Genomic DNA, 12,725 nt, shown 5'->3' with positions numbered 1-12,725 from the left:
AAAAAATTATGGAGTTCAAAAGTTTAAAGAATATAGAAACATCATTCAAGCAGATACGCCTATTCAGTATCGTGTTTCTGGTACTGTGCGCCGCCATTACGGGTTATTCCGTATGGTCGTCGTACAGCTTTGCCGAAGCGCAACGCCAGCGTATCTATGTGTTGGACGAGGGCAAGTCTTTGATGCTTGCCCTCTCGCAAGACCTTTCGCAGAACCGCCCTGTCGAAGCACGGGAACACGTTAAGCGTTTTCACGAACTGTTCTTCACGCTCTCGCCCGACAAGAAAGCCATCGAAAGCAATGTAAACAGGGCTTTGTTTCTTGTCGATAAAAGTGCTTTCAAATACTATCAGGACATGGCGGAAAAAGGGTATTATAACCGTATCGTTTCGGGCAATATCAACCAGATTGTGCAAGTGGATAGTATCGCCTGCAACTTCGATGTGTACCCTTACACGGCGGTAACGTATGCCCGGCAAATGATTTTACGGCAAAGTAATGTTACAGAACGAAGTTTAATTACCCGCTGCAACCTGATTAACTCGGTACGCTCGGACAATAACCCGCACGGTTTCACTATGGAGAAATTCGAGATTGTGGAAAACCGCGATATACGGGTAACGGAAAGGTAGGTGCGCCATGATACGGAAAATCATCAATCGTATAAACGAGTGGCTGGAAGACCGCTTGCGCAGCCTCGTCAGACCGTTAAGCCCAGATGCACGGGTAATCGTAATCGTTACTATGCTGATTGTATTCAGCGGGCTGTCTATCTACATGACCGTTTCTTCCATTTACAATTTAGGTAAAGACAAGGGCGAAAAAATGCAGATAGAACAAATAGAAACTCTGAAACTGCAACAGCAGCAAAGGGACAGTATTAACAATCAAAACAAATTTTATAATGGAACAGGAGAATTTGAATAGAGGAACGCCACCGCCGGAAACGGCGGCTGTTCCCGAAGTACAACCATCCGCGCCGGAAGCGAAAAAAGAGCCTCAAAATCCTATGAAAAAGGAACTTACAATGGCAGAGCAGCAGAAGCGTAAAAAGATGCTGATAATGCCGCTTTTCTTCCTGATTTTCGGTGGTGCGATGTGGTTGATTTTCTCGCCATCGGAGAAAGACGAAGCAAAGGTCGAAGGGTTGTCCGGTTTAAATGCCGAACTACCCATACCCAAAGACGAGGGAATTGTTTCGGACAAGCGCGATGCTTACGAGCGGGAAGCCATGAGGCAAAAGGAACAGGAACGGATGCGCTCTTTGCAGGACTTTTCGACCATGTTCGACCAGAACGAAAAGCAAAAACAGGAGGAATTAATCACTACTCCCGAACCTGTCGGGAATAATGAAAGCAGTTCCCGGCGGGCAGGCAATACCGTACAATCTTCGGCACACGCCTATCAGGATATAAACCGCCAGTTAGGGGAATGGTACGAAGAACCTGCCGAAGCGGACAAACAGGCGCAACTTGTCGTAGAGCAGCGTATGAATGAACTCGAACGAAAGTTGGAAGAAGCCGAAGCGCGTAAAGCCGCTGAGGACGAACAGACGGCACTACTGGAAAAGTCTTACCAAATGGCGGCGAAGTATATGCCGCAGCAGGCAGGACAAACCGAAAGCAACAATACTGCTGTTCCTTCAACGAAAGACAAAGTAAATGTTCAACCCGTAAAACAGGTGCGCAAAAACGTAGTATCGTTGTTGGCCGCACCGATGTCGGACAAAGAATTTATCGAATCATTCAGCCAGCCCCGCAATATGGGATTTCTCACTGCCGCCGGAAACGAGGGAGTGAAAGACAAAAACAGTATCCGTGCCTGTGTGAACCAGACCGTAACGCTGACAAGCGGACGGGAAGTACAAATCCGGTTATTAGAACCGATGCAGGCGGGAAATATTCTTATCCCGGCTAACAGCATCGTAACAGGTTCATGCAAGATTGCGGGCGAACGACTCGATATAGCGATTAACTCCATTCAGTACGCCGACAATATTATTCCGGTTGAAATTTCGGTGTACGACACGGACGGTCAGCGGGGCATTTTCATTCCCAATTCGGACGAAATAAAAGCGGTCAAAGAGGTGGCTTCCACGCTGGCATCGTCAGCCGGGACAAGCATTATGATTTCAGACGATGCGGGTTCGCAGCTTGCCGCCGATATGGGAAAGGGACTTATACAGGGAGCAAGCCAGTATGTGAGCAAGAAAATGAGCGTGGTTAAGGTTACGCTGAAAGCGAACCACCGCTTATTGCTCCTGCCAAAAGAAAATTAAAATCCACTAAAAATCAATGTTTAACGAATTCTTAAAATTAAAAGTATGAAACGAATCTTTTTAATGCTCGCCTTTGCTGTGAGCGTATTTGCAGCCAATGCACAGGAAGTAATCGGAGAAACGGCCACGGTAGTACAGACCAATCCTACAATGGGCGACTACTATCAGGGCTTTACCCGTCCGCTGACGTTCGATAGGATGATACCGCCGTATGCGCTTGAAGTTACTTTCAATAAGACTGTTCACGTTATTTTCCCCGCACCAATCCGCTATGTCGATTTGGGGTCGGCAGATCTTCTCGCGGCGAAAGCGGACGGAACGGAAAACGTGTTGAGAGTGAAAGCCGCTTTGCGGGATTTCAGTCGGGAGAGTAATCTGTCCGTCATTACAGAAGATGGAAATTACTATACGTTCAACGTAAAATATGCCGATGAACCTGTGAAACTTTCCGTTGAAATGACCGACTTCCTGCACGATGGCGAGGCGGTAAACCGTCCGAACAATGCTTTGGCGGTTTATATGCGGGAGTTGGGACAGGAATCGCCCTTGCTTGTCAAGCTGATTATGCAGTCCATATACAAAAACAACGATAGGGAAATAAAACATATCGGCTCAAAACGTTTCGGAATACAGTACACGCTCAAAGGGGTTTATACCCATAACGGCTTGTTGTATTTCCACCTGCAACTGAAAAACTCGTCCAATGTGCCGTTCAATGTCGATTATATCACATTCAAAATCGTGGATAAAAAGGTAGCCAAACGCACCGCCATTCAGGAACAGGTGATTTACCCACTCCGGGCGCACAATAACCTTATGTTGATAGGCGGTAAGCGCACGGAGCGAATGATATTTACCCTGCCGAAGTTCACTATCCCCGATGATAAAATGCTGGTCGTGGAATTGGGCGAACAGGCAGGCGGACGGCATCAGCGTTTCACGGTTGATAATGCCGATTTGGTGCGGGCAAAGGTTATTAACGAACTGAAAGTGAAATAACCATGAAGCGACTAACAATCATATTAACGCTTGCTCTATGCTTCGCCTTTTCGGGCCGGGCATACGCCCAACGTTGCTTACCGGGTATGCAAGGCATACAGGTAACAGGCGGCATGGTGGACGGTATTTATTCGTCCGAAACCAAGCATGAAACGGGCTACTACGCAGGTGTGGCGATGGCTACATACGCAAAGAACGGCAACAAATGGATATTCGGTGCGGAGTTTATGGAACGATACTACCCGTACAGGGAAACACGCTTACCCCTCACACAGTTTACCGCTGAAGGCGGCTACTACCTGAAAATCCTATCCGACCCGTCAAAGACCATTTTGCTGTCGTTGGGTGGTTCTGCCCTCGCAGGTTACGAAACATCGAATTGGGGCGAAAAGACCTTGTACGATGGTTCTACGCTCAAAAACAAGGATGCTTTTATCTACGGCGGAGCTATCACGCTGGAATTGGAAACTTACCTTTCCGACCGTGTTGTGTTTCTTATGACAGGTCGCCAGCGTGTCCTTTGGGGCAACTCTACGGGGCATTTTCATACGCAGTTCGGTATCGGGCTGAAATTTATTATCAATTAGCCCCATGAAAGAGAATGATGAATGGTACACACCTATTGAGATTATATGTTCTCTGGGTGAATTTGATTTAGACCCTGCAACCTCCTCAGAGGCATACGGTTTAAATCATTCCGCAAAGCATATTTACACAGTAAAGGAAAACGGTTTGAAACAAGACTGGATGGGGAGAGTATGGCTTAATCCTCCTTATTCCAATCCTTTGATTCAACAATTTCTTACCAAAATGGCAGAACATAATAACGGAATCGCTTTAGTTTTTTCCAAGATTGAAGCTAAATGGTTTCATGATATTGTTTTTCGTCATGCTACGGCTGTGAAATTTCTATATGACCGCATTCAGTTCTACCGACCTGACGGAACAAAGGGAACACAACCAAGAAATGGCTCTATGCTTTTGGCTTATGGTAAAGAAAATGCGGAGATACTTTTAAATAATGCCCTAAAGGGGAAATTTGTATTCTTATAAATAAAAATAATTAAAATGAAAAAAATAAAGAGTTTTTTCGGGATAACAGCGTGGCTGGTGGCGATGATGCTACTGGCCTTAGCCTGTAACGACAATATGGATATTAATAAGGTGTACGCATTTGATTTGGTTTGTATGCCAGTTCAGAAAAAAATCGTTCAGGGAGAGGTGGCGGAAATCCGTTGCCGGATTGTAAAAGAGGGGGATTATCAGGATACACGGTATTTTATCCGTTATTTTCAGCCGGATGGCGTGGGAGAGCTTCGATTGGATAACGGAACGGTTCTTCTTCCGAACGACCTTTATCCGTTGGATAAAGAAACGTTCAGGATGTATTACACTTCGCACTGTACCGACCAGCAGGCAATCGACGTGTATATCGAAGATAATCACGGACAGGTCGTGCAAAAGTCGTTCAGCTTTCAGAATGATAAGGGAGAGGACGAAACGGAAGATGGTAATGATACTGTGTAGTTATATTATATTCAACGTCCTTTGCTGGCTATGTATAGCCCGGTCGTTGATGAACGCCCCGACAGACGTAGAACTGTGGGGAAAAGAAGTTGAATAAGTAGAAGTACCCGGAGCAATTCGGGTACTTACTGCATTTATAAATTGGCTATGAAATACATAATAATGACCCTTACCGTTTTGCTGCATTTGCCCGCATCAGGACAGCAAAAAGTTTCTCTTAGACAATCGGAAATAAAGCAATGTATGAAACTTGTTTACTCCGTAAAAGAGTTTCAGCACATTGCCGATTCCATGCAAATGACCATTGAGGAACTATGCGACTATCCCGTGATTTTTCCGATTAGGAAACCGGAGCGTATTTCATCGGGTTTCGAGATACGCAAACATCCGATTTACATGGTGTGGAAATTCCATACAGGGATTGATATTTCAGGCGTAAAAGGCACTGCGGTATATGCCACAGGTAACGGAACAGTAATTCGTAAAGGCTATTGTTCGGGTTATGGAAATTATATTGAGATTCAGCACGCTGGCGGTTTTCGTTCATTCTATGCACATTTGAGTAAAACGATGGTAAATGTTGGCGATTCGGTAAGTATCGCTACACAGATTGCCTACATAGGCAATACAGGGGTTGCAACTGGTAGTCACTTACATTACGAAATTCGGAAAGGTAATTACTACCTGAATCCGACCGGATGGTGCAACCTGCTGTTTGTAATAAAAATACAGGCGGAAAAATACCAGAGTAATTAATGAAACTTCTTTTTTGCGAAAATTCAACAGATTATGAACTATATAAAGCAAAACTTACAACCCGGAGAAGAAATAAAATATGTTGCAAACCTGCATTTTTTCCTGTTCATCCAGCCGATTATATTGCTGCTTATCGGTGCTTTACTGGCATCAAGTCCTAAAGAAATATCAGCGATGACGCACTATGCGGGTCTGTTGATTTTATTTTTCGGGGTTGTGTCGCTCGTGCAAAGGCTACTTGTAAAAATAGGCTCAGCTTATGCCGTTACCAATAAGCGGGTAGTGCTTAAAACAGGCGTAATCAGCCGCCGTGCGGTCGATTTGGTATTGGCAAAATGTGAGGGATTGCACATAAAACAAAGCATTTTAGGCAGAATATTCGGCTTCGGCACAATAACCGTTACAACGGGAGGCGTAACAAGCTCATATCCGTTTATAGCCAATCCGCTTGCTCTCCGGCGGGAGATAAACACACAGATAGGGTAAACAAAACACGAACAAACAACTTTGGGTAAGTTGTTGAAAAACATCTGACAAACAGTTTCGTCAGGTGTTTTTTTATGAGTATTTTTGTGAAAAATATAATTATGAGTTTAGAAACAAAATCAAAAGAATTAAAGAATCTTGTGTCAGCTTATCCGACAGACTGGTTCTTAGGAAATCTGTGCCAATTAATGAGTTTTATAGCAAATGGTATGGCACAAGATCAATTAGGGAACTTATCTTCTCCCTTACGTCAATTATATTTTTTGGCTGGACTCCATATTACGTCTTTGCCGCAAAAGATCAAAACTCAATATACGGAGGAGGAATGGGATAAGTTTGTTGATCTGCTCAATGATATTGAAAATGAGTACAGTAAATTGTTTTTTCCTGAGCCAGACGAAGTAATTGATGAGGAATGGAAGAAAGTTAGAAGTGTTGCAATGCCTTCTTTCCTTTCTTATTTTAATCAGGGGCCGCTGAATTATGAAGAACAAACTATAAATTGGATAAAAGATTTATTTTCCCATTTAGATGCTACAATACAAAAAGAAACTGGCTTAACAACCGATGATTTCCTTACTTTCTATGATAATTTAGACAAATTAGTTCAAAAAAATTTCGAAAGCCATTCTTTAGGTTCTGCCCCTTTAAGAAAAGATTGGGATAAATATACAAAATTGAAGATGGCAATTCCTGAAGAAGTTCCCGAAGAAATCAGAAATATCGGTAAAGAAAAAGAAGCTTTATATATCTCTGTTGCGGATCATGGAATTATGAATAGATTTTATGCAGAGGAACTGGTTTCTGATAATTTAACGATAGACCAAGTGAATAAAGTATTGTCTTTGTTGTCATGTAAAAGAGACGAAACGGATTATTTATATTATACTTCCACTAAGCCAGGAAATCCTTTGTACGAAAGACCTATTATTTCTTTAGATGAGAATATGTTTCAAGTCTTTGAAATAAAACAAGTAATACATTCTATTGAATACTTATTAGAATCAATATGTAGTAAAGAAGAAAAGTCTAAAACAGCATATATTGACAGAAAAGGGAAACTGTTGGAAACGAAAATAGTTGATTTATTTAAACTTTTCTTTAAAGATTGTGAGGTTTATACGGGTTATTATGTAGATGGATGTGAACAAGATATTCTTATTTTATGGAAAGAATATGCATTTATAATTGAAGCAAAAGGATACAAATTGAGAGAGCCACTTCGTGATCCTGACAAAGCCTTTGTTAGAATCAAAGATGATTTTAAGGGTTGTATCGAATATGCCTACACACAAACAAAAAGAGTTGAAGAAAAATTTGTAAATCAAGAACCCTTAAAAATATGTGATAAAGACGGTAATCTAATAAAGGAAATTGATACTCAAAAATATGAAAATAACGATTTTTCAATTATTGTAAATCTTAAATCATTCGGTCAGATTCAAAATGATTTATCCACTCTATTACCGGTTGACAAGGAATGTAGTGCTTATCCATGGGCTGTAAAATTAGATGACCTTGAAACATTTCTTTTAATGCTAATTGCAAAGAAAAAAGATCCAATGTCTTTCATTAATTATCTTATAATGAGAGAAGAACTTCATGGTAAATTGATTTGCTCCGATGAATTAGAGATTTGTGGTGGGTTTATTTCAGGTAAAATCAATGATAAGGTTATCGAGAAAAATGACAAAATAGTAACAATGCCTGATTTAGCTAACATTTTTGATGAACAGTACAAAAAAGGACTTGGATTTAAAAACGAAAAACATTGGAATGAGAAGCAAGAAGGCAAAACATTGTTTCTATAAATAGGTTCTTTGGTGCTTTTATCGCATATAATCAAATAAAAATATAGGACATGAATCTTCCAAAGCATACTCAATCTAAGAAAAAGGGCAGAGATGGGCTAAACATTGTTACAAAAATTGTAGAAAAGGAATTTGATTGGATAGTCCGCCCAAATCATCAGGAAGATGATTATGGAATAGATGCTTACATTGACATTACTATTGATGGCTATGTTACTGGCAAATCTATTGCGATTCAAATAAAATCGGGAGAAAGCTATTTGAAGGAATTAAATAATGACTTTTGGAGTTTCATAGGAGAAAAGAAACATTTAAACTATTATCTAAATCACGATACCCCTGTACTAATCGTGTTGGTAGATTTAGATAAGGAGATTGCATATTGGGAAGTCTGTAAAATTGAATATATAAGTCTAAATGAAACAAGTTGGTCGATGCCAGTACCTAAGAATCAACAAATAAATATTCATCAAAAGGACGAGCTTCTAAAATATATATCTAAAAATGTTGATTATGTATCTCAATTAGAGCAATACTGGAATGACAATAAATCATTGTCAGAATATGCGCGGATTTGTATTTTTGCGGGGAAAGAGGATATTGAGCAAATGAACTATCAACCACTAATTGACCTCATAGAACGAATTTGTGCTAACAAACTTCATCTTTCTCGTTATAAAGCAAATGTTGAAATAGGAATACATGGTTATGATTACGACGAAAGAGAATTATATCAGATAGATGAAGTGAAAAATTGGGCGATAAATATATTTAAAAATGTCCCCGGTTTATCCTACTTTTTAGTAAATGATGCAAACGCTCAATTTCTAAAATTATTTCTATTTTCAATGATTACAATAGTTAAATCAAGTAGTCAGCTGGAAAATAGGAGATTTTACATTGAATATGAATCGAAAGAGTTAGAAAAGGTTTTCAATATTTTATTTGCGGACTTAAATGATTTTACAGAAGCATTTAAAATAGACCAAGAAATTAATAAGCAAATGTCATTCTCTATTGCAGAATGTATAACAGGGGATGAAATACCCTTTAAATGATTGCATATCGGCTTTTTGCTTCTTTTTCTCCCGCATAAAGCCCTGCTAATGGCTCATGGAAAAAGAAGTCCGGGCAAAGTTCCCCCTGCCCGGATATAAGTTCTTAAAGTCGTCTTCAAAGGCATTTATAGCCCATTCTCAACCATATACCGCAGTCTCCCGGCTACCCACTCAATAGAGGGCTTTCGTGGATAATGAAACGTCCTACGGGCGATGTTCTCAATAATAACAACCTCCTGTCGGAGTTGCACCGAATTACATTTGGGGTCTATCTCATGCAAAAGTTCTTCCAGTTCATAAAACTGCTCTTGCGTAGCTATAATCGGGTTGCCGATATATGAGTCTATCCTCATACTTCCCCTATTTTATCCACTTTGCACTCAATTATAACTACTTCGGCATTATGGGTATATAAGCCGTTTTCTTTGGCGTGGTCGATTGCCTGTACTTCGGAAGAGAATGCGCCAAAAAATACACGGCTTGCCCTTGTCTTGTATATGTCCGTTTGGAATAATATAAATACTGTCATAATGATATTTTTATAGGGCGAGATTGCTCCCGCCCTTATTAATACTTGGTTTATACTGCCACCGCCTCCGCTTTGGATTGCGCTTTGGGTACTCCGACAATCTGCACCTTATCTGCTTGCGGGGTCGGTTTCGCCTCTTTCTTTTCGGATTTTGTCGCTTGGGACTGTTCCTCGCCTTTCGGGGCGGTGGTTTCCGACTTCGGGGCGGTGGTGTTCGCTCCCTTTTCGACTGCTTTTCCGGCTGTTTTAGAAGTTTTCTTCGTCTTGGTGGTCTGTTCTGTCTTTTTTACTTTGGCATCGGCTTTCGCTTTCTTTTCAGCCTCTTTCAGCCCTGCGATACGTTCGTCCAATCGGGCGTTTTTCTTGCCGTATTCCTCTTTGTGAGTGCTTACAATTTCCTCCGTCTTTTCGGGCAGATGTTGTTTTGAGAATGCCAATAACATACCGCCTTTTTCATCGCCTACGGTTCTTGTGCCGTCCGTAAGGTGGCTATACAGATAATCACGGCGTACAATGGTTTTCTGTTCTTTGGTCAGCGAAGATGCGATTTTGAGTTTCTTATCATCCGTCAGATAGCCGTAATAGTCATTTTCTTTCAGTCCTACGGCTTTGTAGCTATGACGGCGCAATTTAGACAGCATAAAGAAATATATTACTGTTTCTTCATCGGCGGTAAATGCCGACTGTGGTATCTGTTCCGTGCGCAAAAGTTCCTTTAAGCCCTCGGCGGTCTTTTCGTCTGCCAATTCGTTATTACGCTTTTTCTTGGCGGTAAGGTCGGAGATTAACTGCTCGTTGGTCTTGGTGTCTTTGGTAGCTACTTCTTTGTAGTACATTCTTACGTTACTATCGCCGATTTTAGCGTACACACGGATTTTGCCCTGCTCTTTAAGCGTTTCGAGGTCTTGGCTCTCTTTTTCGTACCGTTCCTGTTGCTTACCGTATTTTTCCTGTGCCTTGTCGTAATCTTCGGGCTTTTTGTACTCGGAGGCTTGCGGTTCGGTTGGGGCTGTGGGGTATGAATTAAGGTTATACGTTTGCACGTTCTTAAACTCGTAACCGCCCTTTTTGATTATTTGGGTTGCCTCGTTGTCGTGGCTGTACTGTTCGCCGACAAATGTAAGTTTCGGGTCGGCAAGGGCTACGGCTTGCGCCTGTTCTACAAGGTATGCCGTTTGCTTGTCCGACAAACATTTTTTGTTGGTACACTTGCCACAACCGCCATTCTCGGCGAACAGGTCAAAATTGCTCGAATTGTGAATACATTTCAGACACCCCGTTTTGTCGAAACTGTAATTATCAAGGTTGTTCGTATAACAGTTCCGTATCTTGCCCTCCAACGCATTGGCGGAGATATGACACCATTCGCCTGCGCCGTCTTTGCCTAAACGGTCGTTCAAAATGTCCTCCTGTATCTTCTTGTCGTATTTGCTTATAACTATCCCTGCCGATGCGGTCAGCTTGCCCTCTTTTACGAGATTGGCGATGCCTTTAACGAGGTCGCAAAGTTTCAGCGTTTGATAGATATGCTTTTCACTCTTACCGTATGCTACTGCGAGGCTTGCAATGTCGTACCGCTTTGTGTCTATCAGACGTTTGTAAGCCTCTGCCGCCTCCATTGGTGGCACATCCTCACGCTGTAAGTTCTCAGAGATTGAAAGGTCATACGCCTGTTCGTCTGTTACCTCCCGAACAATACATGGGATTTCGGCAAATTTGAGCATACGGCAAGCCCTGAAACGGCGTTCCCCGCAAATGATTTCATAATGTTCGCCCTTTTCTCCCTTACGTCGTACCGTAATGGGTTGTATCAGTCCATGAACGGAGATACTTCGCGCCAACTCTTTCAGAGCATCGGCATCGAATGTTTTTCGGACGTTGTAATTGCTCGGCTCTATCAAGTCCGAAAGAATGTTTACGGCTTTGCGTTCGCCGTTGTCGGGTTTGCTAACCACTACTGCGGTTACTACTTCGTTTGCTTTCTCTGTTACTGCTACGGCTGTGCCGTTGTTCTTTACTGTTGTCATAATCGTAATTATTAAAGTGATTTACTATTGTTTGTTTTTAGGTTATTGGCACAAATGGGGCAAATAACAAGGATTTCCATAATGTCGTTATCCTCTTTGTCGGTTACATCGAAACTGGCTCGAACGCTATCGCATCCGCATTTTCGAGGGTTATGCTCAAATGAAAAACTATTATTAGGATAGTTGTTTGCGTACTCGTTTAACGAGCCTAACGAATTGAAATACTTTGGTTTCATGTCTTTTCAGTTTTAGAAAATTAATACTATCAAAAGGAGGATAAAGCCAACGATAACGGCAAGAGAAATAAGGCAGGATAAAACGCCTTTAATGATTGCCCATACTAAATAAATCCCTGCGACAACCGCCACGAACGACCAACCCCAGAGGGCAAAACCCGCCACTGCAAAAGTTATTTTCAAAATCGAACCTATGCTGATTGGAAGGTTTGAGAATCGTTGTTTCCTGTTTTTTTCTGCTGTTCGTATCATAATTCTGACTTTTTTTTAGAACGCTATGCCGTATCGGAGCCGGTTATGAGTGATCGAGTTTCAGGGGCAGAGAAAGGTAGTGTTTAGCCGATGCAAGTTTTTCGGGAATAAATACGCTCGCCGGAACGGAAAGAGGAAGATTTTTCATGAAACCGCCTGCGGCTTGAACTTGCTTCGGCGTGAAGAACACGGAAATACTTTCGCGCATGAAATCGAATCACTTCATCGGTACAGTCGGCATTCCGCTGAAAGAGGAAGAAGTTATAAGATACGGGCAGTAGAAAAAATCACCGATTACTCTTATCAGTCTAAAGCAGGAGTACAAAAAGTAGCATATTTAACCGCTGCCAAAATCAGTTTGCACTTTAAGTATAGACAAGTGCAGACGAAAGCTACCAGCGCGCAAGGGATTGATATATGTTGTATTTTAATGACTTACCTTTGTTTTCCCGTAATCGTAGTATTAACGATTAAAAATAAAATGATATGGAAATAGTCAATATAGAATCCGGCACATTCGAGGCTATGATGTCGCGTTTTGAATCCTTTACGCAAAAAGTGGAATCATTATGCGGGCAACATCATAAAGATAAAGACCTGAAAGACTGGTTGGATAATCAGGATGTATGTTTAATTCTGAATATAAGCCAGCGAACATTGCAGACCTTACGCGATACCGGAAAGCTGGCATATACCCAGATACACAGGAAGATGTACTACAAGCCGGAAGATGTGGAAAAGGTCATTAACAACTTAAAACCGTAAG

The 12,725-nt window shown here is 41.6% G+C and carries 17 protein-coding genes; 12 read left to right on the top strand and 5 right to left on the bottom strand.

The genetic code is table 11. From position 1 onward, the window contains the following. The first annotated feature begins 8 nt into the window (after nucleotides 1-8). The 11 genes from traK to BQ8014_RS08765 all read left to right on the top strand — a co-directional run bounded on the left by traK (nucleotide 9) and on the right by BQ8014_RS08765 (nucleotide 8,915). Nucleotides 9-632 carry a conjugative transposon protein TraK gene (gene traK, locus BQ8014_RS08815; RefSeq protein WP_080904053.1) on the top strand — a complete coding sequence of 208 codons (624 nt, stop codon included), beginning with the start codon at nucleotides 9-11 and terminating at the stop codon, nucleotides 630-632. Nucleotides 633-639: 7 nt separating this feature from the next. Next, nucleotides 640-927, top strand: coding sequence for a TraL conjugative transposon family protein (locus BQ8014_RS08810; RefSeq protein ID WP_080904052.1), 288 nt, complete (start codon nucleotides 640-642; stop codon nucleotides 925-927). Then, nucleotides 905-2,278: a conjugative transposon protein TraM gene (gene traM, locus BQ8014_RS08805; RefSeq protein ID WP_080904051.1), complete on the top strand. Its 1,374-nt coding sequence runs from the start codon at nucleotides 905-907 to the stop codon at nucleotides 2,276-2,278. Before BQ8014_RS08810 ends, traM begins: the two co-directional genes overlap by 23 nt. Nucleotides 2,279-2,323: 45 nt before the next feature. Beyond that, the gene (gene traN / locus BQ8014_RS08800) at nucleotides 2,324-3,277 is read left to right on the top strand and encodes a conjugative transposon protein TraN (RefSeq protein ID WP_080904050.1); all 954 of its coding nucleotides are present in this window, start codon (nucleotides 2,324-2,326) and stop codon (nucleotides 3,275-3,277) included. A gap of 2 nt (nucleotides 3,278-3,279) precedes the next feature. After that, nucleotides 3,280-3,864: a conjugal transfer protein TraO gene (locus BQ8014_RS08795; protein WP_080904049.1), complete on the top strand. Its 585-nt coding sequence runs from the start codon at nucleotides 3,280-3,282 to the stop codon at nucleotides 3,862-3,864. Between the two features lie 4 nt (nucleotides 3,865-3,868). Further along, nucleotides 3,869-4,330 (top strand): DNA N-6-adenine-methyltransferase, encoded by a 462-nt coding sequence (locus BQ8014_RS08790; RefSeq protein ID WP_080904048.1) that lies wholly within the window; start codon nucleotides 3,869-3,871, stop codon nucleotides 4,328-4,330. 15 nt (nucleotides 4,331-4,345) lie between these two features. Continuing rightward, nucleotides 4,346-4,804, top strand: a complete 459-nt coding sequence (locus tag BQ8014_RS08785; RefSeq protein WP_080904047.1) for a DUF3872 domain-containing protein — start codon at nucleotides 4,346-4,348, stop codon at nucleotides 4,802-4,804. A gap of 147 nt (nucleotides 4,805-4,951) precedes the next feature. Next, nucleotides 4,952-5,560 carry a M23 family metallopeptidase gene (locus tag BQ8014_RS08780; protein ID WP_200814379.1) on the top strand — a complete coding sequence of 203 codons (609 nt, stop codon included), beginning with the start codon at nucleotides 4,952-4,954 and terminating at the stop codon, nucleotides 5,558-5,560. A gap of 33 nt (nucleotides 5,561-5,593) precedes the next feature. Continuing rightward, entirely contained in the window at nucleotides 5,594-6,046 is a 453-nt protein-coding gene (locus BQ8014_RS08775) for a PH domain-containing protein (RefSeq protein ID WP_080904045.1), read from the top strand. Between the two features lie 101 nt (nucleotides 6,047-6,147). Continuing rightward, a complete protein-coding gene (locus BQ8014_RS08770) occupies nucleotides 6,148-7,857 on the top strand; it encodes a hypothetical protein (protein WP_080905900.1) in 1,710 nt (569 codons plus the stop codon). Nucleotides 7,858-7,907: 50 nt separating this feature from the next. Beyond that, nucleotides 7,908-8,915: a DUF4365 domain-containing protein gene (locus BQ8014_RS08765; RefSeq protein WP_080904044.1), complete on the top strand. Its 1,008-nt coding sequence runs from the start codon at nucleotides 7,908-7,910 to the stop codon at nucleotides 8,913-8,915. Nucleotides 8,916-9,040: 125 nt separating this feature from the next. On the opposite strand, the gene BQ8014_RS08760 is transcribed toward BQ8014_RS08765, so the two are convergent. From BQ8014_RS08760 to BQ8014_RS19380, 5 genes are all read right to left on the bottom strand, one after another. Next, nucleotides 9,041-9,268, bottom strand: coding sequence for a hypothetical protein (locus BQ8014_RS08760; protein WP_080904043.1), 228 nt, complete (start codon nucleotides 9,266-9,268; stop codon nucleotides 9,041-9,043). Then, the gene (locus BQ8014_RS08755; RefSeq protein ID WP_234998018.1) at nucleotides 9,265-9,444 is read right to left on the bottom strand and encodes a hypothetical protein; all 180 of its coding nucleotides are present in this window, start codon (nucleotides 9,442-9,444) and stop codon (nucleotides 9,265-9,267) included. The genes BQ8014_RS08760 and BQ8014_RS08755 overlap by 4 nt, the downstream gene beginning before the upstream one ends. 50 nt (nucleotides 9,445-9,494) lie before the next feature. Next, complete coding sequence (locus BQ8014_RS08750; protein WP_080904041.1) at nucleotides 9,495-11,471, bottom strand: ParB/RepB/Spo0J family partition protein; 1,977 nt, start codon at nucleotides 11,469-11,471, stop codon at nucleotides 9,495-9,497. A gap of 248 nt (nucleotides 11,472-11,719) precedes the next feature. Beyond that, the gene (locus BQ8014_RS08745) at nucleotides 11,720-11,959 is read right to left on the bottom strand and encodes a hypothetical protein (RefSeq protein WP_080904040.1); all 240 of its coding nucleotides are present in this window, start codon (nucleotides 11,957-11,959) and stop codon (nucleotides 11,720-11,722) included. 43 nt (nucleotides 11,960-12,002) lie between these two features. Next, nucleotides 12,003-12,167, bottom strand: a complete 165-nt coding sequence (locus tag BQ8014_RS19380) for a hypothetical protein (protein WP_160150062.1) — start codon at nucleotides 12,165-12,167, stop codon at nucleotides 12,003-12,005. A gap of 278 nt (nucleotides 12,168-12,445) precedes the next feature. Between BQ8014_RS19380 and BQ8014_RS08735 the strand changes: the two genes are divergently transcribed. After that, nucleotides 12,446-12,724, top strand: a complete 279-nt coding sequence (locus BQ8014_RS08735) for a helix-turn-helix domain-containing protein (protein ID WP_080904038.1) — start codon at nucleotides 12,446-12,448, stop codon at nucleotides 12,722-12,724. Nucleotide 12,725: the final 1 nt, after the last annotated feature.

Origin of the sequence: Parabacteroides sp. Marseille-P3160 (genome assembly GCF_900162725.1) — a bacterium.
Classification (GTDB): Bacteria; Bacteroidota; Bacteroidia; order Bacteroidales; family Tannerellaceae; genus Marseille-P3160.
This window is presented reverse-complemented; position numbering and strand designations above follow the sequence as displayed.